The organism is Pseudomonas sp. GM84, from assembly GCF_000282535.1.
Lineage (GTDB): Bacteria > Pseudomonadota > Gammaproteobacteria > Pseudomonadales > Pseudomonadaceae > Aquipseudomonas.
In genome coordinates this window covers 1-24,374 of the sequence record NZ_AKJC01000213.1, presented here as the reverse complement: position 1 = coordinate 24,374, position 24,374 = coordinate 1, and the positions used below count along the sequence as shown (strand labels likewise).

The 24,374-nt window shown below is 64.8% G+C and carries 18 protein-coding genes; 8 read left to right on the top strand and 10 right to left on the bottom strand.

The features are described 5' to 3' along the window. Positions 1 to 29: 29 nt before the first annotated feature. Together PMI38_RS17575 and PMI38_RS17570 are read right to left on the bottom strand one after the other, a co-directional pair. Positions 30 to 893, bottom strand: a complete 864-nt coding sequence (locus PMI38_RS17575; protein WP_008096629.1) for an ABC transporter ATP-binding protein — start codon at positions 891 to 893, stop codon at positions 30 to 32. Continuing rightward, positions 890 to 2,488: an ABC transporter permease gene (locus tag PMI38_RS17570; protein ID WP_008096627.1), complete on the bottom strand. Its 1,599-nt coding sequence runs from the start codon at positions 2,486 to 2,488 to the stop codon at positions 890 to 892. The genes PMI38_RS17575 and PMI38_RS17570 overlap by 4 nt, the downstream gene beginning before the upstream one ends. A 297-nt stretch (positions 2,489 to 2,785) precedes the next feature. Here PMI38_RS17570 and PMI38_RS17565 point away from each other — a divergent pair, with 297 nt between their 5' ends. Both PMI38_RS17565 and PMI38_RS17560 read left to right on the top strand, forming a co-directional pair. Further along, on the top strand, positions 2,786 to 3,829 hold the full coding sequence (locus tag PMI38_RS17565) for an ABC transporter substrate-binding protein (protein ID WP_008096625.1): 1,044 nt from the start codon (positions 2,786 to 2,788) through the stop codon (positions 3,827 to 3,829). Positions 3,830 to 3,866: 37 nt separating this feature from the next. Next, positions 3,867 to 4,772, top strand: a complete 906-nt coding sequence (locus PMI38_RS17560) for a TauD/TfdA dioxygenase family protein (protein ID WP_008096623.1) — start codon at positions 3,867 to 3,869, stop codon at positions 4,770 to 4,772. Between the two features lie 120 nt (positions 4,773 to 4,892). Here PMI38_RS17560 and PMI38_RS17555 read toward each other — a convergent pair whose 3' ends face one another. Beyond that, the gene (locus tag PMI38_RS17555) at positions 4,893 to 5,801 is read right to left on the bottom strand and encodes a LysR family transcriptional regulator (RefSeq protein ID WP_008096622.1); all 909 of its coding nucleotides are present in this window, start codon (positions 5,799 to 5,801) and stop codon (positions 4,893 to 4,895) included. Between the two features lie 156 nt (positions 5,802 to 5,957). Between PMI38_RS17555 and PMI38_RS17550 the strand changes: the two genes are divergently transcribed. The 5 genes from PMI38_RS17550 to PMI38_RS17530 all read left to right on the top strand — a co-directional run bounded on the left by PMI38_RS17550 (position 5,958) and on the right by PMI38_RS17530 (position 14,624). Next, positions 5,958 to 8,330, top strand: coding sequence for a TonB-dependent receptor (locus PMI38_RS17550; RefSeq protein WP_443216395.1), 2,373 nt, complete (start codon positions 5,958 to 5,960; stop codon positions 8,328 to 8,330). A gap of 17 nt (positions 8,331 to 8,347) precedes the next feature. Continuing rightward, a complete protein-coding gene (locus PMI38_RS17545) occupies positions 8,348 to 10,024 on the top strand; it encodes an aryl-sulfate sulfotransferase (RefSeq protein ID WP_008096619.1) in 1,677 nt (558 codons plus the stop codon). Positions 10,025 to 10,347: 323 nt separating this feature from the next. Continuing rightward, entirely contained in the window at positions 10,348 to 11,790 is a 1,443-nt protein-coding gene (gene gabD, locus PMI38_RS17540; protein WP_008096617.1) for an NADP-dependent succinate-semialdehyde dehydrogenase, read from the top strand. 178 nt (positions 11,791 to 11,968) lie between these two features. After that, the gene (gene gabT / locus PMI38_RS17535; RefSeq protein WP_008096616.1) at positions 11,969 to 13,246 is read left to right on the top strand and encodes a 4-aminobutyrate--2-oxoglutarate transaminase; all 1,278 of its coding nucleotides are present in this window, start codon (positions 11,969 to 11,971) and stop codon (positions 13,244 to 13,246) included. 136 nt (positions 13,247 to 13,382) lie between these two features. Next, positions 13,383 to 14,624, top strand: coding sequence for a response regulator (locus PMI38_RS17530; RefSeq protein WP_008096614.1), 1,242 nt, complete (start codon positions 13,383 to 13,385; stop codon positions 14,622 to 14,624). Positions 14,625 to 14,742: 118 nt separating this feature from the next. On the opposite strand, the gene PMI38_RS17525 is transcribed toward PMI38_RS17530, so the two are convergent. Together PMI38_RS17525 and desA are read right to left on the bottom strand one after the other, a co-directional pair. Next, complete coding sequence (locus PMI38_RS17525; protein ID WP_050548624.1) at positions 14,743 to 15,729, bottom strand: GGDEF domain-containing protein; 987 nt, start codon at positions 15,727 to 15,729, stop codon at positions 14,743 to 14,745. Positions 15,730 to 15,870: 141 nt separating this feature from the next. Continuing rightward, the gene (gene desA / locus PMI38_RS17520; protein WP_008096610.1) at positions 15,871 to 17,055 is read right to left on the bottom strand and encodes a delta-9 fatty acid desaturase DesA; all 1,185 of its coding nucleotides are present in this window, start codon (positions 17,053 to 17,055) and stop codon (positions 15,871 to 15,873) included. Positions 17,056 to 17,202: 147 nt separating this feature from the next. On the opposite strand from desA, the gene dibA reads away from it, so the two are divergent. After that, positions 17,203 to 19,098, top strand: coding sequence for a phosphodiesterase DibA (dibA, locus tag PMI38_RS17515; protein WP_008096608.1), 1,896 nt, complete (start codon positions 17,203 to 17,205; stop codon positions 19,096 to 19,098). 134 nt (positions 19,099 to 19,232) lie between these two features. Here the strand turns inward: dibA and PMI38_RS17510 are convergent, their stop codons facing one another. Genes PMI38_RS17510 through PMI38_RS17490 form a run of 5 tightly spaced genes read right to left on the bottom strand, consistent with a single transcriptional unit; the run spans position 19,233 to position 24,337 of the window. After that, entirely contained in the window at positions 19,233 to 19,877 is a 645-nt protein-coding gene (locus tag PMI38_RS17510; protein ID WP_008096606.1) for a methionine ABC transporter permease, read from the bottom strand. After that, positions 19,867 to 20,976 (bottom strand): methionine ABC transporter ATP-binding protein, encoded by a 1,110-nt coding sequence (locus tag PMI38_RS17505; RefSeq protein ID WP_008096604.1) that lies wholly within the window; start codon positions 20,974 to 20,976, stop codon positions 19,867 to 19,869. Before PMI38_RS17505 ends, PMI38_RS17510 begins: the two co-directional genes overlap by 11 nt. Position 20,977: 1 nt before the next feature. Further along, entirely contained in the window at positions 20,978 to 21,778 is an 801-nt protein-coding gene (locus PMI38_RS17500) for a MetQ/NlpA family ABC transporter substrate-binding protein (RefSeq protein ID WP_008096602.1), read from the bottom strand. Further along, a complete protein-coding gene (locus tag PMI38_RS17495) occupies positions 21,771 to 23,156 on the bottom strand; it encodes an LLM class flavin-dependent oxidoreductase (protein WP_008096601.1) in 1,386 nt (461 codons plus the stop codon). Before PMI38_RS17495 ends, PMI38_RS17500 begins: the two co-directional genes overlap by 8 nt. Beyond that, positions 23,156 to 24,337, bottom strand: a complete 1,182-nt coding sequence (locus tag PMI38_RS17490) for an SfnB family sulfur acquisition oxidoreductase (RefSeq protein WP_043273867.1) — start codon at positions 24,335 to 24,337, stop codon at positions 23,156 to 23,158. The genes PMI38_RS17495 and PMI38_RS17490 overlap by 1 nt, the downstream gene beginning before the upstream one ends. Between the last annotated feature and the right edge of the window lie 37 nt (positions 24,338 to 24,374).

Here is a 24,374-nt window from a genome sequence, read left to right as displayed (position 1 = left end):
CCAGTCAGCCGAGAGCCCTGTGCATAACTTCACAAGGCAATCAGCTCTGGCCTCAACCCTTCGACCCGACGCGCTGTCACCGGCAGATACCCACCATCGCCGGTGATCTGGTGCAGCACCTTCTCCCGCAACCCATGCAGCGCCACCCCCGTACGCAGCCGCGGGTGCGGCAGATCGATCTCCACAACCGACTTGATCCGCCCCGGCCGTGGCTCCAGCACCACCACCCGGTCAGCCAGGTAGGTGGCCTCCTCGGCATCATGCGTCACCAGCAAGGTGGTAATGCCCGCGCGTTCACGGATGGCCAGCAGCTCATCCTGCAGTTGCTGGCGAGTCAACGCATCCAGCGCGCCGAACGGCTCGTCCAGCAGCAGGATGCGCGGGCTGGCCACCAGCCCACGGGCGATCGCCACCCGCTGGGCCATGCCGCCGGAAAGCTGGTGCGGGTAAGCCGATTCGAAGCCGACCAGGCCCACCAGCAGCACGAACTCATGCACGCGGCGGGCACGCTCGCCCTGGGTCAGCGGCTCGTTGACCAGGCCAAGGGCGATGTTCTGCTCCACCGTCAGCCACGGGAACAGGCGGTGCTCCTGGAACACGATGCCACGCTCGCCGCCAATGCCGCTGACGGCCTGGCCGTCGACGCGAATGCTGCCGCTGTAGTCGGTGTCCAGCCCGACCAGCAGGCGCAAAAGGGTCGACTTGCCGCAGCCGGAAGCGCCGACGATGGCGATGAATTCGCCTTCATTGATCGACAGGTTGAAGTTGCGAATGGCTTCGAAGGGTTGGCCATCGACGCTGAAGACCTTGCCGACGCCTTCGAAACTGACCAGCGCTGGCGTGGTGTCGGGTTGATTGGCCGCCAGCAGGTGCGACGTGTTGAAAGCGTTCATGCGGTTCTCCAGCGCGTGGCGCGCGATTCGAGGCGTTGTCCGAGGGTGCCGAGCAGGGCGCCGACCAGGCCGATCAGGACCATCGCGGCCATGACCTGGTCCATGCGAAACAGCTGTTGCGCGCCGATCATCAGGCTGGCGATGCCGCCGTCCGACGGCATGAAGTACTCCGCGCCGATGGTGCCCAGCCAGGCATAGATCAGCGACAGGCGCAGGCCGGCGAAAATGGCCGGGGCCGCGCCGGGCAGTACCAGCAGGCGCAGGCGTTGCCACAGGTTCAGGCGCAGCGTGCGGGCGGCTTCGCCCAGTTGCGGCGAAAGGCTGGCGATGCCGCGCTGGGTGGCGATCAGCAGGGGAAAGAAGGCGGCCAGGCCGACGAACACGTGCTTGGCGCCTTCGCCCAGGCCGAACCAGGCGGTCAGCAGTGGCACCCAGGCGAACAGCGCCACCTGGCGCAATGCCGACAGGCTGGGCCCGAACACCCGCTCGGTGTTGTCTGACAGGCCCAGCAACAGGCCGGCCAGCAGGCCTGCGCCGCCGCCAAGCAGCAGCCCGGTCAGGGTGCGTTGCAGGCTCAGCAGCATGGCTTGCGGCAGCGAACCATCGGCCAGGCCGGCGAACAGCGTGCGCACCACATCCAGCGGCGACGTCAGGATGTTCTGGTCGACCCAGCCAAGGCTGCTGCTGGCTTGCCACAGCGCAAGCAGGGCTGCCGGCAGCAGCAGGCTTTGCCAGCCTTTGGGCACGGGCCCCCGCTGCTGTTCGCCAGTGGCGGCTTGCGGCCAGTGCAACAGGCGCTTTTCCAGGATTGAAAAGCCGCGCTCCAGCAGCGCACCGACCAGGCCGATCACCAGGATGCACAGCAGCACCAGGTCGAGCATGAACAGCTGCCGGCCCCACACCATCAGGTAACCGATGCCTTCGCTGGAGGCCAGCAGCTCCACGGCCAGCAGCGAGGTCCAGCCGGTGGCCAGGGCCAGGCGTACACCGGTAAGGAAGGCGGGCAGGGCAGCGGGCAGCAACAGGCGCAAAAACAGCAGGTGCCGCGGCAGGCGCAGCGCGGCGGCGGCTTCGCGCAGCTTGGGCTGGGCGTCGCGCACACCGACCAGGGTGTGCAAGGTCACCGGCACCACCACGGCTTTTACCAGCACCACCAGCTTGAGCAGCTCGCCGATGCCGAAGAACAGCATGAACAGCGGGATCCATGCCAGGGTAGGGATCTGCGCAAGTGCCACGAAAGTGGGCAGCACCAGTGTCTGGGCGTTACGCGAAGTACCCAGCCAGGTGCCCAACAGCAGGCCGCTGCCGATGCCCGCCAGCAGCCCCCAGAACAGCCGTTGCAAACTTATCCACAAGTGCCCCCAGAGCTCCCCAGAGCCGAATTCCACGGCGCTCTGCCAGACCAGCGAGGGCGCCGGCAGAATCTGCTCGCTCATCCAGTGCTGCCGGCTCGCCACCACCCACAGCAGCGCGATCAGCACCGGCAACACCCACGGCAGGGCATGGCTGACCCTGTGGGAGCGGCCTTGTGCCGCGAATGGGCTGCGTAGCGGCCCTCGAATGCCCCCCCGCCCCTTGCTCAGAACTCCATTCACCAGGCATCTCTCCAAGCGTTTCTAGGTTATGCACTTATGGAATTAAAAATTCGCTCAAGTGACTTTCAAGAGATAAGAGCATGCGCTCCCTGCATCCGTAACCCTTTGTGCGTTGCGTTTTCCTCATATTTTCCATGCGTTTTTCGCAACCTGATCGCGGAGCCGCGTACTCCGTGCTTTATGTCTTCTGGTTACTAAAAAATGAAGTTTTGATCTTTGTAGGTTCTAACCAGACCTGCCTAGCTTCTGGCCAAAGCGCCGGCCATCGCCGGTGGCAGCCTGCCAAGGAGCCTTGCCATGAAAACCCCGCTGCGCCACCTGATCACCGCCCTTGGGCTGGTCGGTTTCTTCGCCCTCAGTGCCCAGGCGGCCGAGCCGGCCAAGCCCGAGAGCATCCGCATCGCCGTGCCCGACCTGAGCGCCGGCAGCAAGCACAGTGCCGGGGGTGTGGTCGATGTGCTGCGCGATCAGCAACTGCTGGAGAAAGCGTTCGCCAAGGACGGCATCCGCATCGACTGGCGCTTCTTCAAGGGCGCCGGGCCGGTGGTCAACGAAGCACTGGCCAATGGGCAGGCCGACTTCGCCTACCTGGGCGACCTGGCAGCCATCGTCGGCAAGGCCAATGGCCTCGACACCCGCGTGCTGACGGCCGGTGTGCGCGGGGTGAAAAGCTACCTGGGCGTGGTGCCCGGCTCCGGGATCAAGACCCTGCACGACCTCAAGGGCAAGCGCGTGGCGGTGTTCCGTGGCACCGCCAACCAGCTGTCGTTCGCCAGCGCCCTGGCCAGCCAAGGGTTGTCCGAGCGTGACCTGAAAGTGATCAACCTGGATTTCAACGCCGCCAACGCCGCGCTGGCCGCCAAGCAGATCGATGCCACCTGGGGCCTTTCCAGCCTGCTGTCATTGCGTGAGCGCGGCCTGGTCGAGCTGCCGGTCAACTCCCGTGACCTGGAAGGCGCCGGGAGTACCCAGGCTGTCCTGCTGGGCACCGGTGAGTTCATCGACAAATACCCCGAGCTGGTCCAGCGCCTGGTCACTGCCCAGCAGCAGGCCGCCAACTGGCTGCGCGACGAACACAACCGCGAGGCCTACGTCGACCTGGTGGCGAGCAACGCCAACTGGCCGCGCAGCATCCTCGCCGACGACCTGGCCAATGAAGACCTCGCCCACTACTTCGATCCACGACTGGACGCCGAATTCGTCGCCCAGTTGCAGCAAGGCGTCGACCTGGCTGCCCGGGAGCGCCTGATCCGCCGAGGCTTCCAGGTATCCCAGTGGATCGAACCGCGTTTCCTCGATGCTGCCTTGCAACAGGAACAGGCCGTGCAGGCCGCCCGCTGAACCCCATGACCCGACAATCACCGCAAGGACCACGACCATGAGCAATGCCGCCCTGGCCACCGCGCCGCACACCCTCGCACTCGATATCCGCCCTGTCGCCGGCCGCATCGGCGCCGAAATTCGCGGCGTCAGACTGTCCGCCGACCTCGATGCCGCCACGGTCGAGGCGATCCAGGCCGCCCTGGTCACGCACAAGGTGATCTTCTTCCGCGGCCAGACCCACCTGGACGATCAAAGCCAGGAAGGCTTCGCCAAGCTGCTGGGCGAACCGGTCGCCCACCCCACCGTGCCGGTGGTCGATGGCACCAGCTACCTGCTCCAGCTTGACGGCGCCGAAGGCCAGCGGGCCAACTCCTGGCACACCGACGTGACCTTCGTCGATGCCTACCCCAAGGCCTCGATCCTGCGCAGCGTGGTGGCCCCGGCCTCCGGCGGCGACACCGTGTGGGCCAATACCGCCGCGGCCTACCAGGAACTGCCCGAGCCCCTGCGGGAGCTTGCGGACAAGCTGTGGGCGGTGCACAGCAACGAATACGACTACGCCAGCCTCAAGCCGGATGTGGACCCGGCCAAGCTCGAACGCTACCGCCAGGTGTTCACCTCGACGGTGTACGAGACCGAGCACCCGGTGGTGCGGGTGCACCCGATCAGTGGCGAGCGCGCGCTGCAGCTGGGGCATTTCGTGAAACGCATCAAGGGGTATTCGCTGGCGGATTCGCAGCACTTGTTCGCGGTGCTGCAGGGGCACGTGACGCGCCTGGAGAACACCGTGCGCTGGCGCTGGGAAGCGGGGGATGTGGCGATCTGGGATAACCGTGCGACGCAGCATTATGCGGTGGATGACTACGGTACCCAGCCGCGCATCGTTCGCCGGGTGACGTTGGCAGGTGAGGTGCCGGTCGGGATCGATGGGCAGTTGAGCCGGACGACGCGTAAAGGCTAAGCCTTGTAGAGATCACTGTGGGAGCGGGCTTGTCCCGCGAAGCAGGCACCGCGACGCATGGCACCGGCTTTGCCGGTGTTCGCGGGGCAAGCCCGCTCCCACACAGGTTGCTGTAGCCCTTCAAATGTCGGTATCACAGGCAATCAACTGCCTGACCATCCCCTGCGCCAAGGGCGACAACCCATACCCCACCCGGCTCACCACCCCATAGCGGGTATAGAACGACTCCTCCTGCTCCGGCGCCAGATCCGCCAGCTCCAGCGCCACCAGCCCCGCCTGATACGGCCGCAAGTTGGCGCCGCAAGCAATGCCGATGGTGTCCGAGTGCATCACCACATTCAGCAGCGCGTAGCCATGCTCGCATTCCACCGTCGGCAAAAAGTCCTGCCGGCCGCTGAGGTCGCTGAGCACCTTGCGGATGTTCGGCGGGCGGAAGGTGGTCGCCAGCGGGTAATCGAACAGATCCCGTGCATTGACCTGGCTGCGCTCGGTCAGCGGATGGCCCGCGCGGCAGCAGAAATGCCAGCGCTGGGCGGCCAGCTTGTGCACCCGGTAGTCCGGGTCGGACTCGAACTGGCGGGTGTCGGCGACGAAGAACTCGATCTCCTCGGCGATCAGCTTGCGGTTCAGGGCCTGCCAGTTATCCACCTGAAAGCACGTGCGCGCCGCCGGGTACTCGGCGACGAAACGCGCCACGGCCCGAGGCACCAGGCCACCGGCCGGCGCCGGGCCGGAGCCGAAGCGCACCACCCCCGTGGTGGCGCCATTGAACTGGTGAATCTCGTTGACCAGGTTGTGCGCCCCATGCACCAGCCGCCGCGAATGTTCCAGGACCAGCAAGCCCTGACGGGTGGGCGACAGCTCCTTGCTGGCGCGGTCGACCAGACGGCAGCCAACGTTGTGCTCCAGGGTCTGGATGCTGCGGCTGAAGGCCGATTGCGACAGGTTCACCGCGGCCGCCGCCGCGACAAAACTGCGGTGCTCGACAAGGGCGATGAAGTGGCGGAGCTGACGGAGATCTATATGCATTTTCTACATGAAAACTATCGGTCGAATGCAATTGATGAAGAGGGTGAGCCCCCTTATAAAGGGTGTTACTTATTCCACAAAATATGAATTACAAATATTTATATCGCTTAAAAGAATATAAGCCCGACTGACCGCGATTCGGTTCCGCCAACGGAAATGCTCGCCAGGGCCCATGCCTCAAGGAGCATTTGCATGTCCCGAACTTTCCGTTGGCCTGCGCACGTGTCGCGGTCCGCCTTGCAACCTCTGGCCGCCGGCGTGTTGCTGGCGGCTTCAGGTGCCAGCTTTGCCGAAGAATCGCCAAGCACCACCCCCGCCGTGGAACAGGACGCCAAGCTCGGCACCGTCACGGTCAACGCCCGCCGTCGCGAGGAAACCGCCCAGGACGTGCCCACGCCGATCAGCGTGCTCGACAGCGAAACCCTGGAAACCCAGCGCATCTACCGTGTGCAGGATCTGCAACAGCTGGTGCCCAGTACCAACGTGGCCTATGTGCATGCGCGCCAGTCGAGCATCTCGATTCGCGGCCTGGGCAACAACCCGGCCAGCGACGGCCTGGAAGGCAGCGTCGGCATCTACCTGGACAACGTCTACCTGGGAAGGCCGGGCATGGCGGTGTTCGACCTGCTCGACGTGGAGCAGCTGGAAGTGCTGCGCGGCCCGCAAGGCACCTTGTTCGGCAAGAACACCACGGCGGGGGTGCTGAACATCACCACGCGCAAGCCGACCTTTCACCGCGAGGGCAGCATCCAGCAGTCAATCGGCGAGGACGGCTACCTGCAGACCCAGGGCAGCTTCTCCGGGCCGATCAGCGAGACCTTGGCCGGGCGCATCAGTGCCTATCACACCGAAGACGACGGCTATGTGAAGAACATCCACAACGGCGAAGACCTCAACGGCGGCAAGCGCCAGGGCTTTCGGACCCAGCTGCTGTTCCAGCCCAGCGAAACCTTCAACCTGCGCTGGATCGGCGAGTACAACGAGGAAGACTCCAACAACGGCATCCTCAGCCTGTACAGCACCGGGCCGACCATCAATGGCGTCAATCGCTATGAAAGCCTGGCGGCCCAGGCCGGCGCGACGTTGGTTTCGGGCAAGGACCGCAAGGTCAATTTCGACGCCGAGCAACGGGTGACGGTGTTCCAGGGTGGCACCTCGGTGGAGGCCAACTGGACGTTGCCCAACGACTTCACCCTGACCTCGATCACCGCCTACCGCTGGTGGGACTTCACCCCGCGCAACGACGATGGCCTCAACGTGCCGGTGTTCTACAGCGCCGGGGTATCGGTGCGCGACAAGCAGTACTCCCAGGAAATCCGCCTGGCGTCGCCCACCGGTGGTGCCTTCGACTACGTACTGGGCGCGTACTACTTCAAGCAGGACCTGGACAACACGTCCTTCACCTATTACGGCCCGCAGGCAGACATCTGGAACCTCACCCCGGCCGGCGCCCTGAACAACGTCAACACCCTCGGCGACGGGCACATCGACACCGACAGCTACGCCTTGTTCGCCCAGGGCACCTGGCACCTTACCGACCGCCTGGACTTCACCGCCGGCGTGCGCGGCACCTATGAAGAAAAGAGCGCCTGGGTGACCCGCGATGCGCCAACGGGCGGCGCGGCAGTGACCGGTGCCGCCGCCGCTGCGCGCCAGGGCAGGGTGGGGGCCTACGACTCGGGCGACCTCAACCAGTACAGCTTCAGCCCATCGGGCCTGCTCGGCCTGAGCTACCGCTTCAACGAGCAGTTGCTCGGCTATGCCACGCTCACCCATGGCGAGAAGTCCGGTGGCATCAACCTGACCGTCGGTGCGGCGCCGCGCCTGGGCACCGACTCGCTGCTGGTCGGCACCGAACGGGTCAACAACGCCGAAGTGGGCCTCAAGAGCACCCTGTTCGACGACCGCCTGCAGCTCAACGCCAACCTGTTCTGGGCCGAGGTGCATGGCTACCAGGCCAACGTCTACGACCAGATCAACCGCGTGCAGTACCTGGCCAACGCCGGCCGCGTGCGCTCGCGTGGCCTGGAGTTCGAGGCCACGGCGCTGCCGATTCGCGGATTGACGGTGAACTTCAACGGCTCGTGGAACGACGTGCGCTACACCGAGTACGACGACGCCCCGTGCCCACCTGAAGTGAGCCTGGCCAATGCCGCCGCCACGTGCGACCTGTCCGGCCACCAGGTGGTCGGGGCCTCCAAGTACATCGCCAACCTCAACGGCCAGTACAAGTGGCAGCTGAGCCAGCACGTCGAGCCCTACGTCACCGCCAGCTACGCGTTCCGCTCCAAGGCGGTGGGCACCATCGACGATTCCGACTTCGGCCAGATCCCCAGCTACGCGCTGGTCAACCTGTCCACCGGCGTGCGCCTGGACCAGGGCGACGGCGTGCTCGACCTGTCGCTGTGGGTGAAAAACGCCGGCGACAAGACCTACTTCACCAGCCTGTGGAACTCCGCCAACGGTGGTTATGCCGGCGTGCTCGGTACCCCGCGCACTTTCGGCGCCACCGCCCGTTACGACTTCTGAGCACAAGGAGCTTTGCCATGAATGCCAAGACCGAAACCCCCGCACTGCCTGAAGGCGCCTGCCTCACTGCCAAGGTGCCCGAGCGTGATGAAGCGCTGCTCGGCGATGTGCGGGTCAACCCGTATCGCCTGGCGCCGCTGACCGCCATCATTGGTGACGGCGGGCGCGCCCTGAGCGCGGCCCATGTCCGCGTGCTGGGCCGTGGCGAGCGCGGCGTGGACATCGCCTACGAGGTGTCCGACCGTTCGCTGTGGACCTACGGCGGCATCCCGGTGTTCGGGCTGTACCCGGACTACGTCAACCAGGTGGAGGTGACCTACAAGCTGGACGGCGAGCGCATTCGCGAGCGCTACCAGATCTACGCCCCGGCCGTGCGCCTGCCGGTGGTGGCGAAGCAGACGGCCGCGCTGCCGGAAGTGGAGCCGGTCAAGGTCGCGCCCGGTTTCGAGAACCGCCTGTACCTGTTCAACCACTTGCAAGGTGACATTCCCGGTGGCCGTGCCTTCAAGTGGAACGGCCTGGGCGGTGCCGCCGAGTGGGATCAGGTGGGCAACAACTGGATCGCCGACAGCAATGGCGATGTGCGCTGGTACCTGGATATCGAGCAGATCCACGACTCCAACCGCCGCGATGGCCTGGGCGGCACCATGGGCTTCCAGCAGACCCGCGACGGCAAGCTGATCTGGGGCCAGGGCCAGACCTATTCGAAGTACGACCTGCTCGGCCGGCGCATCTGGCAACGCAGCCTGCCGGACAAGTTCGCCGACTTCTCCCACGAAATCCGCGAGACGGCCAACGGCACTTACCTGCTGCGGGTCGGCACCAGCGACTACCGCCGCCCGGATGGCAAGCGCGTGCGCTCGATCCGCGACCACATCATCGAGGTCAACGAAGCGGGGGATGTCCTGGACTTCTGGGACCTGAACCAGATCCTCGACCCTTACCGTGGCGACCTGCTGGAAACGCTCGGCAAGGCGGCGTTGCAGCTACCTGAAGGGGTACAGAAACAGGACGACCGGCTGGCCAACGAACTGGCCGAAGGCGACCTCCCGTTCGGCGACACGCCGGGCGTCGGCACCGGGCGTAACTGGGCGCATGTGAATGCCATCGACTACGACGCCGATGACGACAGCATTATCGTTTCAGCGCGGCATCAGGGCGTGGCGAAGATCGGCCGAGACAAGCAGGTGAAGTGGATTCTGGCCTCGCCACAGGGTTGGCCGCAGCGCTTGCAGGACAAAGTGCTCAAGCCGATTGCCAGCGAGGGCTTCGACTGGTCGTGGACCCAGCACACCGCCTGGCTGACCGGCAAAGGCACGCTGACGGTGTTCGACAATGGTTGGGGGCGGGATTTTGCACCGACCAAGCTGACCGGCAACTACAGCCGGGCGGTGGAGTACAAGGTCGACGAGGCCAAGGGCACGGTCGAGCAGGTGTGGGAGTACGGCAAGGAGCGTGGCGACGAGTGGTACAGCCCGGTGACCTCGGTGGTGGCGTACCGGCCGGAGACCGATACCCAGTTCATCTATTCGGCTTCGGTGAATTTCCTGACGGCCGAGAAGCTGACCACCACGGTGCTCAACGAGGTGCGACGGGGGACCCAGGAGGTGCTGGTGGAGTTGAAGGTGCATAGCCGCCAGCCGGGGAGTGTGGGTTACCGGGCGCTGGTGATCGACCTGGCCAAGGCCTTCTGATTCATTCCCTTCGGGAGGGCCGTCGGTCCTCCCTTCACATTTCTTTCAGTTCATTCGTCTAACCTGTATTGGCCCTTTCGCGGGACAAGCCCGCTCCCACAAGTACCCATTGCCCCTGAAAGCAGTGGAGCACCTTGTGGGAGCGGGCTTGTCCCGCGAAGGAAGCAGCGCGATTTCGGATCGGCTGTTCAACCATTCGTTCTTTTTTTCGAACAGCCTATTGTCCTACACCCCAGCAGCCGCTTAGCATTCGTTTGAGATTTCAAACGCTCGATGCCCTGTTATGGGCGCTTTTCAATAATTCAACAATTCGGGAAGCCGACATGCAGCTCAAAGACGCTCAGTTGTTCCGCCAGCAAGCCTTCATCAACGGTGAATGGCTGGATGCGGACAGCGGCCAGACCATCAAGGTGACCAACCCGGCCACCGGTGAAGTCATCGGTACCGTGCCGAAGATGGGCACCGCGGAAACCCGCCGCGCCATCGAAGCCGCCGACAAGGCCCTGCCGGCCTGGCGTGCACTGACCGCCAAGGAGCGTTCGGCCAAGCTGCGTCGCTGGTTCGAACTGATGATCGAAAACCAGGACGACCTGGCTCGCCTGATGACCACCGAGCAAGGCAAGCCACTGGCCGAAGCCAAGGGCGAAATCGCCTACGCCGCCTCGTTCATCGAGTGGTTCGCCGAAGAAGCCAAGCGCATCTACGGTGACACCATCCCTGGCCACCAGGCAGACAAGCGCCTGATCGTCATCAAGCAGCCGATCGGCGTCACCGCCGCCATCACCCCGTGGAACTTCCCGGCCGCGATGATCACCCGTAAAGCCGGCCCGGCTCTGGCCGCCGGTTGCACCATGGTGCTCAAGCCTGCTTCGCAAACCCCGTACTCCGCCCTGGCCCTGGTCGAGCTGGCTACCCGTGCCGGCATCCCGGCTGGCGTGCTGAGCGTGGTGACCGGCAGCGCTGGCGAAGTCGGCGGCGAGCTGACCGGCAACTCCCTGGTACGCAAGCTGTCCTTCACCGGCTCGACCGAAATCGGTCGCCAGCTGATGGAAGAATGCGCCAAGGACATCAAGAAAGTTTCCCTGGAGCTGGGTGGCAACGCCCCGTTCATCGTGTTCGACGACGCCGACCTGGACAAGGCGGTCGAGGGCGCGATCATCTCCAAGTACCGCAACAACGGTCAGACCTGTGTCTGCGCCAACCGCATCTATGTGCAGGACGGTGTCTACGACGTCTTCGCCGAGAAGCTGGCCGCTGCAGTGCGCAAGCTGAAGATCGGTAACGGCCTGGAAGAAGGCACCACCACTGGCCCGCTGATCGACGGCAAGGCTGTCGCCAAGGTCCAGGAACACATCGAGGACGCCGTTTCGAAAGGCGCCAAGGTACTGGCCGGCGGCAAGATCATCGAAGGCAACTTCTTCGAGCCGACCATCCTGGTCGACGTGCCGAAGTCTGCCGCTGTCGCCAAGGAAGAGACCTTCGGCCCACTGGCGCCGCTGTTCCGCTTCAAGGACGAGGCCGAAGTCATCGCCATGTCCAACGACACCGAGTTCGGCCTGGCCTCGTACTTCTACGCCCGTGACATGAGCCGTGTGTTCCGTGTTGCCGAGGCCCTGGAATACGGCATGGTCGGCATCAACACCGGCCTGATTTCCAACGAAGTCGCGCCGTTCGGCGGCATCAAGGCCTCGGGCCTGGGCCGTGAAGGTTCCAAGTACGGTATCGAGGACTACCTCGAGATCAAGTACCTGTGCATCAGCATCTGATGCGCTAAAGGTTTTACCTCTGCCAGCGGGGCGCGAGAGCGACGTCTCGCTGGCCTTTTTGACATAGCAGTACCTGGTGGCCAGGGCGCCTTTGACAGTCGATCAACGAATACTGATCAAGGGCACTCCCAGCCACCCCCGAGTAAAGGCGCCGCTGATCGGCGCAAATGAGGGCATTATGAGCAAGACCAACGAATCCTTGATGCAACGTCGTGTCGCCGCCGTCCCACGTGGCGTTGGCCAGATCCACCCGATCTTCGTCGATACCGCGAAGAACGCGACCGTGATCGACGTTGAAGGCCGCGAACTGATCGACTTCGCCGGCGGCATCGCAGTACTGAACACCGGCCACCTGCACCCGAAAGTGGTTGCAGCCGTGCAAGAGCAGCTGACCAAAGTCAGCCACACCTGCTTCCAGGTGCTGGCCTACGAGCCCTACGTAGAGCTGTGCGAAAAGATCAACAAGATGGTCCCAGGCGACTTCGACAAGAAGACCCTGCTGGTGACCTCCGGCTCCGAAGCCGTCGAGAACGCCATCAAGATCGCCCGTGCCGCTACTGGCCGCGCTGGCGTCATCGCCTTCACCGGTGCCTACCACGGCCGTACCATGATGACCCTGGGTCTGACCGGCAAGGTCGTGCCGTACTCCGCTGGCATGGGCCTGATGCCAGGCGGCATCTTCCGCGCCCTGTTCCCGAGCGAGCTGCACGGTGTCAGCGTTGACGACGCCATCGCTTCGATCGAGCGCATCTTCAAGAACGACGCCGAGCCACGCGACATCGCCGCGATCATCCTCGAGCCAGTACAAGGCGAAGGCGGCTTCCTGCCAGCGCCGAAAGAGCTGATGAAGCGCCTGCGCGAGCTGTGCGACAAGCACGGCATCCTGCTGATCGCCGACGAAGTACAGACTGGCGCTGGCCGTACCGGCACCTTCTTCGCCATGGAACAGATGGGCGTCGCGCCTGACCTGACCACCTTCGCCAAGTCCATCGCTGGCGGCTTCCCGCTGGCCGGTGTGTGCGGCAAGGCCGAATACATGGATGCCATCGCTCCAGGCGGCCTGGGCGGCACCTACGCCGGTTCGCCGATCGCCTGCGCCGCGGCCCTGGCCGTTATCCAGGTGTTCGAGGAAGAGAAACTGCTGGACCGCAGCAAGGCTGTCGGCGAGCGCCTGACCACTGGCCTGCGCAAGATCCAGGAAAAGCACGCCATCATCGGTGACGTCCGTGGCATGGGCTCGATGATCGCTGTGGAAGTCTTCGAAAAAGGCACCCACACCCCGAACGCTGCTGCCGTCGCCCAAGTGGTTGCCAAGGCACGTGACAAGGGTCTGATCCTGCTGTCCTGCGGCACCTACGGCAACGTCCTGCGTATCCTGGTTCCGCTGACCGCCGAAGACGCACTGCTGGACAAAGGCCTGGCCATCATCGAAGAGTGCTTCGCTGAACTCGCTTGATGTGACGCGCTTCATAAAAAAACCCGCCTAGGCGGGTTTTTTTTGTGCCCAACAAAGGCCCGTGGCGCTATGGTTGTGGCAGGACTTGCCTTGGAAGCTGCGACGGATTGCGTGTCAGGGATATCAGGAGTTGGCCATGAGCGCTGCAGACCCCACACCACCTAGCGTACTGATTGCCGAAGGCGATCCGTGGGTACGCGACATGCTTCGCGAAATGCTCCTCAGCGTGCGCTGCGATGCCCGCCTACACGTGTGTGCCGACGGCTCACAGGCGCTGACCGCCCTGGCCAGCAAACCCGACCTGATCATTGCCGCCCGTGAACTGGCCGGTGTCGATGGCCTCGACTTGCTGCGCAAGGTGCGCGCCAAGGGGCCGGGCCTGCCGTTCATCCTCATGAGCAGCCGCAGCGACAGTGCCAGCGTGCGCGAAGCGCTGCCGTTGCATCCCACGGCTTACCTGAGCAAGCCGTTGAACATGGACAACCTGCGCAAGCGTCTGGAAGAGCTGCTGCTGGCCGTAGGCGAACAGATCGCCTGCCCTGTGCCCCCCTTGAAACCGGATGCCAGCTTGCCGGCCTTCCTCGAACAGCGTCGGGCCAGCGCCGACGGTGGCCCGCTGTTCGCCGATGTGCAGCTGGCGATCAAGCGTGCGCTCAATCCCCAGGGCCTGAACCTCAAGGTGCTGGAGGAGGAAGTGCGCAACGACCCGCAGATCACTGCGGTTTTGATCGCGGCCGCCAACAGCGCCGCCCTGCACCGCGACGCGCCGGTGCAAACCTTGCTGCAGGCGCTGAACAAGCTGGGCAGCACCCAGAGCATGAACCTGATCCTGGGCCTGACCCTCAAGCGCAGCGCGCGCCTGAGTGACCCCTTGCTGGCGCAGCACGCCGCGCACTTCTGGAACCTGTCGCTGCATACCGCCGAGTACGCCCGTTCCCTGGCGCGCATGCTCGAACTGGATCAGGAGCGGTGCTATTGCGCGGGCCTTTTGCATTGCCTGGGTGACCTGGCGGTGCTGCGCTGCCTGCAGGAATGGCGCCTTGCCGGGGGGGAGCTGGACGAGGCGCGGGTGAAGTCGGCGTTGACTGAGTTCGGCGCAGCGTTCGGCTCGGCCTTGCGTACCCGCTGGCGCTTGCCGCTGAGCCTGCGTGAACTGATCGCGGCGATCTACCAGCTGGGCGGTGGGGTGTATTCGCGCGAGATCCTGGCCATGAACCTGGCTGGACAATTGGCGCGACTGCCGGCGGACCAGGGGCTGGAGAGGGTGGCCGACAACAAGACGGCGCGCTTGCTCAAGGTCGGGTTGCCGGAGTTGAACCGGCTGCGCAAGGTGGACGCCAAAGAGCCACCGGTTTCTGAAGAAGAGATTTCGAACTGAGATTTTGGGGCCGCTGTGCGGCCCATCGCCGGCAAGCCAGCTCCCACAGGAATCGGCAGCGCCGCTGTCATTGTGGGAGCCGGCTTGCCGGCGATGGGCTGCACAAGCAGCCCCAGGATCATCCCAGCACTATCTGATTCTTGCCCTGTCGCTTGGCCTGGTACATCGCCGCATCGGCCCGGGCAAACAAGCTGTCCAGCGCTTCGTCCTCATTGGTCAGCCCGGTCACCCCCTGGCTCACCGTCACCCCGTACTGTTGCCCGCCATGGCAGAAGCTCAACCGCTGAATCTCCCGCTGCAGCCGCTCGGCAATCTGCGCGGCAACCTGTGCTGTGCAACCGGGGAATACGGCGGCAAATTCTTCACCACCAATGCGCCCGAACAAATCGCCGCGCCGGAGCACGGCCTTGCCGGTGTCAGCGATGCGCTGCAGCACCTGGTCACCCTCCTGGTGGCCGTAGCTGTCGTTGATCTGCTTGAAGTCATCGATGTCCAGCAGCAGGAACGCCAGCGGCGTGCCGCCCTCGCGGGCGCTGTCGAAGGCCTGGCGGGCGCAGTCGAAGAAGTGCCGGCGATTGCTGCTCTGGGTCAGCACATCGGTGGTGGCCAGGCGCTGCAGTTCGCCTTCGAGCTGCTTCTTCTCGGTGATGTCTTCGGCGATGCCGACGATGATCACCCGGTCGCCTTCGCGCTGCTGGTTGATGTAGCACTTGTCGCTCAGCCAGCGCACCTGGCCGCTGGCGTTGAGAATGCGGTACTCACGGTCTTCCACCGCGCCCTTGAGCAGGACCTGGGCGAGGCTGCGCTCGGCATATTCCAGGTCGTCGGGGTAGATGCTGTCGCGCCACTCGTTGTAGTCGGCCAGCACCAGGCTGGCCGGGCGACCGAAGATGCGCTCGTAGGCGGGGCTGACGTAGAGGACCTTGCGGGTTTCCCAATCGAACGCCCAGAGTACGGCGTTGACGCTGTCCAGCAGGGCGCTGTAGAGCTGCTCGCGTTCGCTGAGTCGGGCAACTTCGCCCTGGGCGTGGAGCAGGGCAAGCAAGGTCTGGGCGGCTACGGGTGGTGAATTGCCGGGCAGGGATGAATTGGTGTTCTTGGCCATGTGCACGGAGCGGTTCTCGACGGGAAAGCGTGCGGCCACGAACCGGCCCGCCACGCGGGCGATGTGCCGAATTCGAGTGTGTTGGAGGGGCTGAAGTTCCGAAGCGGCACGCCCTGGAACGGGGCGTGCCGATCAACGGCTTCAGGCGCCGGTGGGGCGCAGGGAGTAGGTCTTGAGTTGCCCGGCGAAGTCGCGAAGGGCATGGATGCCGCTGGCCTCGGCCTCGTGTACCCAGTCTTTCATCGCCGCCAGCATGTCGTGGCCGTTGGCGCTGGTGCGGGCCCAGATCTGTTGCAGTGCCAGGCGTTTCTCGTAGATGGTCTTGAGCGCCTGGCTGTGGGCGAGCATGGACTCGATGCGCACATGGTGGCGGTCCTGCAGCAGGCTGGTTTCCCGCGACAGCAGGCGCTTGGCGCGGCGGAAACGGTGACGCATCGAGGCGTCGACCTTGTCCAGCTCCTGCTTGACCAGCGGGCCGATCACCAGCTTGCGGTACTGGGCCATGATCTGGAAGCGGTTGTTGAGGATGGCCATGGCGGTGTCCATGTCCAGGCTGGCCTTGCCCTCGACGCGGTGGGCGATGGGTGCCACGCGCTGCACCTTGGCCAGGCGCAGCATGCACAGGATGCGTATCCACGCCCAGCCCATGTCGAACTCCCAGCGCTTGACCGACAGCTTGGCGGAGTTGGGGTAGGTGTGGTGATTGTTGTGCAGCTCCTCGCCGCCAATGATGATGCCCCAGGGCACCAGGTTGGTGGCGGCGTCGCGGCATTCGAAGTTGCGATAGCCGACCGCGTGCCCCAGGCCGTTGACCACGCCGGCTGCCCAGAACGGAATCCACATCATCTGGATGGCCCACACGGTGATGCCGAGGGTGCCGAACAGCAGCAGGTCGATGACCGCCATCAGGACGATGCCGCCGAGCTTGTAGCGCGAATAGAGGTTGCGCTCGATCCAGTCTTCCGGGCAGTTCTTGCCGTAGATGCGCAGTGTCTCGGGGTTTCGTGCTTCTTCGCGGTAGAGTTCGGCCCCCTTGCGCAGCACCGTGCTCAAGCCTTTGTGCACCGGACTGTGCGGGTCATCGGGGGTTTCGCACTTGGCGTGGTGCTTGCGGTGCACGGCAGTCCACTCGCGGGTGTTCTGCGCCGTGGTCAGCCACAGCCAGAAGCGGAAGAAGTGCTTGAGCGCGCCGTTGAGCTCCAGCGCTCGGTGGGCGGAGTAGCGGTGCAGGTAGATGGTGACGCTGACGATGGTCACATGGGTCATCAGCAGGGTGACGCCGACCAGTTGCCAGACCGACAAGTCGAGTAGACCGTTGTACCACATAGGTAAGGAAACCCTCGAAAATGCAGGGGAAGGGTCTGATTATCCCTTGGTAGGGAAATAAAACCAGTCACCCTTTCAGATAGGACGTCACGGTATGTTTCTGCCTTTATAATGCCCCATCCTTTTTCATGGGCTTTTCCCCCCGACATGTCTGTTTCCGTTCGCGACGCCTTGCGCATGGCCGCGCTTTACGTGGTGCTCTCGTTCCTGTGGCTGGTGCTGGCCGAGCTGGTGCTGCGCAGCCTGACCGATGACCCCCTGGCGCTGACCGTGGGCCGGCAGATCAATGTGGTGGTCTGGGTACTGGTCAGTGCCTTGCTGATCTTCTTTTCCCGTGCTCGCCTGCTCAATTTCATCGGTATCGGCGCGCGCCTGCGTCGCGATGATCGCGAGCGCCTGCGCATGGCCGCAGCGGTATTCGACAGCACCCTGGAAGGCGTGCTGGTCACCGACCGCCAAGGCGTGATCGTGCACGTCAACCGGGCCTTCATGCGCATCACTGGCTATCAGCAGGACGAAGTGCTCGGCCAGCGCCCGAGCAAGTTCAAGTCGGGCCGCCACGGGGTGGCGTTCTACCAGCAGATCTACACCACCCTGGCCGAGAAGGGCGAGTGGAGCGGGGAAATCTGGAACCGGCGCAAGAGCGGCGAGATCTACCCGCAGTGGCAGACCATCTGTGCCATTCGCGACGACAGCGGCGAGCTGACCCATTATGTGGCCGTGTTCAGCGACATCAGCGCGATCAAGCACTCCGAGCAGGAGCTGGCCTTCCTCGCCCATCACGACCCGCTCACCGGCCTGCCCAACCGCCTGCTGTTCAACGACCGCGTGGAGCAGGCATTGGCCGCAGCCGAGGCCAACAAACGTGGCTGCGCCTTGCTGCTGCTCGACCTGGACCATTTCCAGAGCATCAACGACGGCCTGGGCCACACCATCGGCGACCAGTTGCTCAAGCTGGTCGGCGACCGCCTGCGCGACCTGCTGGGCAACGGCGTGACCCTGGCGCGCCTGGGCGGTGACGAGTTTGCCATGCTGGCCGAGAACTGCCAGGAGGTCGGCCAGGCCGGCAAGCTGGCGCAGAGCATCATCGAGCGCCTGCGCGAACCGTTCGAGTTCGAAGGTCATCGGCTGTTCATCAGTGCCAGTGTCGGGATCAGCCTGTTCCCCAGTGATGCGCTGGGCGCCGAGCAGCTGCTGCGCAACGCCGATTCGGCACTGTTCAAGGCCAAGACCAATGGCCGCGCCTGCTACGCGCTCTATACCGAAGAGCTCACAGCCCACGCCCAACACCGCGTGGAAACCGCAGGCGAGCTGCGCCGTGCCCTGGAGCAGGATGAACTGCGGGTGTTCTACCAGCCGGTGTTCGACCTGTTCAGCACGCGCATGGTCGGTGTCGAGGCGCTGGTGCGCTGGCAGCACCCGCAGCGGGGCCTGGTGCCGCCGGGTGAATTCATCCCCATCGCCGAGCGGACGGGCCTGATCGCCGATATCGATGCCTGGGTGCTGCGCCGGGCGTGCCGGCAGATGGTCCAGTGGCAGGAGGAGGGGCGCGATCTGGCGTTTGTCGCCGTCAACCTGTCCAGTCGCCTGTTCGGTCAGCGCGGGTTGTATCGGCAGGTGGCCGAGGTGCTGCACGAAACCGGTCTGGACCCTGCATTGCTGGAGCTGGAAGTGACCGAAAGCGCCGTGATGGAAGATCCGGAGGTGGCGCTGGAGCAATTGCACCGCTTGCGCGAGTTGGGCCTGAGCCTGGCGATCGACGACTTTGGTACGGGCTATTCGTCGCTGCTGCGGCTCAAGCGCTTGCCGGTGCAGAAGCTGAAGATCGACCAGGGCTTCGTTGCCGGTCTGCCGCTGGATGATGACGACATCGCGATCGTGCGGGTGATCATTGCATTGGCGCGGAGCATGGGCATGCAGGTGCATGCCGAGGGCATCGAGCAGGCGGAGCAGGCCAGGTTCCTGCTGGAGCAGCAGTGCCAGCTGGGGCAGGGGTATTGGTTTGGGAGGCCGGTGCCGGCGCATGATTTGCGCTGGAGTTGAGTAGGGCCCCTGTGGGAGCGGGCTTGTCCCGCGAACCAGGGCGAAGCCCTGGCCATACACCTTCAGTATTTGGACTGGCCCTTTCGCGGGACAAGCCCGCTCCCACAGAGATCTGAGCTGCCTCCCGAGAAGCCCTAGCGCTTGTTCAACCCCTTGGCCAACCGATCCCCACCCAGCTGAATCAGCGCCACCAACGCCACCAGCATGGCAATCACGGTCAGCATGATCTGGCTGTCGAAGCGCTGATACCCATACCGATAGGCAATGTCCCCCAGCCCACCCGCGCCAATCGCCCCAGCCATGGCCGACGAGTTGATCAACGTCACCAGGGTAATGGTGAATCCGCCAACGATCCCCGGCAGCGCCTCCGGCAAGAGCACATGCCAGACGATGTGCCAACGCCGGCAGCCCATGGCCTGCGCCGCTTCCACCAGTCCATGGTCGACCTCGCGCAGGCTCACCTCGGCAATTCGCGCGAAGAACGGCGTGGCGGCGATGGTCAGCGGCACCACCGCGGCCCACACGCCATAAGTGGTGCCAACCACCAGGCGGGTGAAGGGGATCAGCGCGACCATCAGGATCAGGAACGGGATCGAGCGGAACAGGTTGACGAACGCGCCCAGCACCCGGTTCAGCAGCGGCGCCTCGAAGATGCCACCCTTGTCGCTGGTCACCAGCAGCACCGCCATCGGCACCCCCACCAGCAAGGCGATCAGCGACGACACGCCGACCATCAGCAGGGTGTCGAGCAAGCCTTCAAGCAAGCGATCAAACCACATGGCCCAGTACCTCCACGTCTTCGGCCCAGCGGCGGGCGCGTTCCAGCAATTGATGGGGGGCGTGCGGTGAGCCCTGTACCGACAGAATCAGTTGCCCGAGGGCATGTTCGCCGATGGTTTCCACCCCGCCCTGCAGCAGGCGCACGCGCCCGCCCAGGTCGCTGAAAAGATCGGACAGCGCCGGCTCGCCAAGCACCGTGAGCTTGAGTACCACCGCGCTGTCACGGCCCACCGGGCTGGCCCTCAGGTTTGCCTGCAAGGCCTTGGGCAGCTTGGCCTGCAAGGGTGCCAGCAAGGTGCGGGTCACCTCATGGTGTGGCGAGCCGAATACCCGCCAGACCTCGCCCTGCTCGACGACCTCGCCGCGTTCCAGCACCACCACCCGGTGGCAGATATCGCGGATCACGGCCATTTCGTGGGTGATCAGCACAACCGTCAGGTTCAGCCGCTGGTTGATCTCGCGCAGCAGTTCGAGGATGGACGCGGTGGTTTCCGGGTCCAGCGCCGAAGTGGCCTCGTCACACAGCAGGATCTCGGGGTCGTGCACCAGGGCGCGGGCGATCCCCACGCGCTGTTTCTGGCCACCCGACAGCTGGGCCGGGTAGACATGGTGCTTTTCCTGCAGGCCGACCAGTTCCAGCAACTCGCGCACCTTGCGCTGGCGTTCTGCCTTGGCCACGCCGGCCACTTTCAACGGCAGCTCGACGTTCTGCCACACGGTCTTGGCCGACATCAGGTTGAAGTGCTGGAAGATCATGCCGATGCGCCGGCGCAGCGCCACCAGGCGGTCCTCGTCGAACGGCGCGATGTCCACCTGGTCGATCAGCACGCGGCCCTGGCTGGGCTGCTCCAGGCGATTGATGGTGCGCAGCAGTGATGACTTGCCCGCCCCACTGCGGCCGATGATGCCGAAGATCTCGCCTCGGCGGATATTCAGCTCGATGCCTTGCAATGCCGGCTGCTCCTGGCCCGGGTAGGTCTTGCCCAGGCCGATGAAGCGCACATGGGCTTCATTGACCTCCGGGCGCAAGGCCTGCTCCCGAGCCGGTGGCGGCGCGGTTTGAGCGGTGGGCGCCTTGAGGGCGCTGGCCTGGCTCATGTCAGCCTTCCCAGCCGGCTTGGTAGAGGCTGCCATGGGCCTTGTTCAGCGCTGCGCGCACGGCGGGCGAGTGCTGGTAGATGTCGACGAACCTGGCCAGGCGCGGGTCGTCCTTGCTCTGTGGGCGGATGACGAACTGGATCACGTATTCCTTGTTCTCCAGGCCATCAAACAGCAGGGCCGAGGTGGCGTCGAAGCTGTTGGCCAGGCGGATGTAGGCGGGATAGCCCTGCACCAGGTCGGCATCGTCATAGGCGCGCACCAGTTGCACGGCCTCCACCTGCAGGATCTTCAGCTTCTTCGGGTTGGCGACGATGTCGTCTTCGGTGGCCTTGTAGCCCACGCCCGGCTTGAGCGTGATCAGCCCGGCCTTGGCCAGCAGTTGCAGGCCGCGGCCACTGTTGATCGGGTCGTTGGCGATGGCCACGCTGGCGCCCTCAGGCAATTCGGCGAAGCTTTTGTACTTTTTCGAGTAGAGGCCGACGTTGTTGATGATGCCCGGGGCGTAGGGCTCCAGCTTGAAGCCTGCGGCGGCCTTGGCGTTTTCCAGGAAGGGAATGTGCTGGAAGTAGTTCACATCGATGTCGCCGCTGTTGAGGCTGACATTCGGCGCGATCCAGTCGCTGAACTCGATCAGCTTCACTTCCAGGCCTTGTTTGTGGGCTTCTTCCACTGCGGCTTCCAGCGGGATGGCGAAGGCGGCGGTGGTGCCGATCTTCAGCGGCTCGGCGGCGGCTGCAGCGCTGGCGAGGCCGAGGGTAAGGGCGATGGCCGCGACGGGCCGGAACAGTTTCTCAAGCATGCTGTGCAACTCCAGTCGGGGCAGGGGTGTGGCGATAGGTCGAGCCGATATGGTCGGCAGGCAGGTGTGGGTGGTCGCTGGCGAACAGCTTTTCGCGCAGGGTGCCTTCGGCGTAGGCGGTCTTGTAGCGGCCTCGCTGTTGCAGTTGCGGGACCACCAGGTCGATGAAGTCTTCGAAGCTTTCCGGGGTGACGGTGCGGGTCAGGTTGAAGCCGTCCAGGCCGGTCTCGTCGATCCAGGCGATCAACTGCTCGGCGACCTGTTCCGGTGCGCCGACCAAGGTCACGTAGCGCCCGCCCAAGGCGTGCTGTTCCAGCAGGCGACGGCGGGTCCAGGCGTTCTCCTGCAACTGGCGGGTGGCCGACTGGATGGCGTTGCCTTTGCTGGCGCCAATCGGCTCATCCAGATCAAAGGCGGCAAAGTCGATGCCGGTAGACGCGGCGAAATGCGCCACGCCCGCTTCCGGACTGGCATGGCGCAGGTACTCGGCGTACTTGGCCTGGGCCTCGTGCTCGGTGGGCGCGACGATCACCGTGATGCCCATGAACACCTTGACCGCCTGCGGGTCGCGGCCGGCAGCCTGGGCGGCGGCACGCACCTTGTCGACCTGGGCGCGGGTGGCGGCCTTGTCCTGGCCACTGATGAACACGCACTCGGCATGGTTGCCGGCGAAGGCCAGGCCGCGCGGCGAGCTGCCGGCCTGGAACAGCACCGGGGTGCGCTGGGGCGAGGGTTCGCACAGGTGGTAGCCCTCGACCTTGTAGAACTCGCCGTGGTGATGGACCTTGCGCACTTTTTTCGGGTCGGCATACACCCGCCCCTCGCGGTCCTCGACCACCGCATCGTCGGCCCAGCTGCCTTCGAGCAGCTTGTACAACACTTGCAGGTATTCGTCGGCCTGGTCGTAGCGACGATCGTGTTCCGGCTGCTGCTCCAGGCCCATGGCGCGGGCGGCGCTGTCCAGGTAGCCGGTGACGATGTTCCAGCCGACCCGGCCGTTGCTCAGGTGGTCGAGCGTGGACAGGCGCCGGGCGAACAGGTACGGCGCCTCGTAGGTGAGGTTGGCGGTGAGGCCGAAGCCCAGGTGGCGGGTGGCCGCAGCCATGGCCGAGACCAGCAGCAGCGGGTCGTTGACCGGGAGCTGGATCGACTCCTTCAGGGTCACGTCCAGCGACCTGCCGTAGACGTCGTAGGTGCCGACGATATCGGCGATGAACAGCCCGTCGAACAGCCCGCGTTCGAGCAGGCGCGCCAGGTCGGTCCAGTAGCTCAGCGACTTGTACTGGGTCGAGGTGTCCCGTGGGTGAGTCCACAAGCCGTGGTTGATGTGCCCGATGCAGTTCATGTTGAAGGCATTGAGCAGGATCTGCTTGGCCATCAGATGGTCCCCCGGCGTGGTGGGTTTTCGTCGTTGAGGTAGTAGTTGCCGATGGCGTGGTACTTCCAGCGCACCGGGTCGTGCAGGGTGTGCACGCGGGCATTGCGCCAGTGGCGGTCGAGGTTGTGCTCGGCCAGGGTGGCCTGGCTGCCGGCCAGCTCGAACAGCGTGGTGCCGGCGGCGAGGGAAATTTCGGTGCTGATCGCCCGTGCCTCGGCCACGGCGATGGAGGCGGCAGCGACCGTGTCGGCGTTGCTGTCGGCCTGGGCGCGGTCGAGGTATTCGCCGGCGCGTTCGAGCAGGGCTTCGGCGGCGTGCAGGCGGATGCTCAGGTGGCCGAAACTTTTCAGGGTCAGCGGGTCGTCGCTGGCCTTGTCGAGGCCGGAGTCGACCCATGGCCGGCTGCGCGTGCGCACGAAGTGCAGGGCGTCTTCAAAGGCGGCGCGGGCGATACCGGTGTCGATGGCCGCGTGAAGGATCTGCGCCAGCGGGCCGACTGGTGTGGGGCGCTCGAAGGCCGACTGGAACGGCACCACGTCTTCGCTGCGGACGAACACGTTGTCGAACACTACCGAGCCGCTGCCGGTGGTGCGCTGGCCGAAGCCGCTCCAGTCATCGATCACTTGCAGGCCCAGGCTGTCGGCCGGCACGAAGGCCAGTTGCTGGACGCCTTGCTCGTCGATCACCGAGGTCGGGATGCGCTGGGCGTAGAGCGCGCCGGTGGCGTAGAACTTGCGGCCGTTGATGCGGTACCCGTCACCGTCGCGGGTCAGGCGGGTGGTGCGGTCGTGGGCGGTTTTCGTGCCCAGCTCGGCCAGGGCGTTGCCGAAGCGTTGGCCGGCCAGTACTTCGGCGTAGAGGCGTTGCTGCTGCGCGGGGGTGCCGTTTACCCGCAGGACTTCCAGTGCGTAGAAATGGTTTTGCGGGATCTGCCCGAGCGAGGCGTCGGCCTGGGCGATGCGGGCGATGACCTTGGCCAGGGTGACGTTGGATACTCCGGCGCCGCCGAAGGCCTTGGGTACGCTGATGGCCCACAGGCCGCTGCGGGTGAACAGGTCGAGTTCGGCGTGTGGCAGGCGGCGTTCGCGGTCGCGCAGGGCGCTGTCGCGGCGCAGTTGCTGGGCGATTTCTTCGGCGATGGCCAGGGCTTGGGTGTCGCTGGTGATGATTGCTGTTGTCATGGTGTTCTCCAGGCCGGGGGCCGCTGTGCGGCCCAAT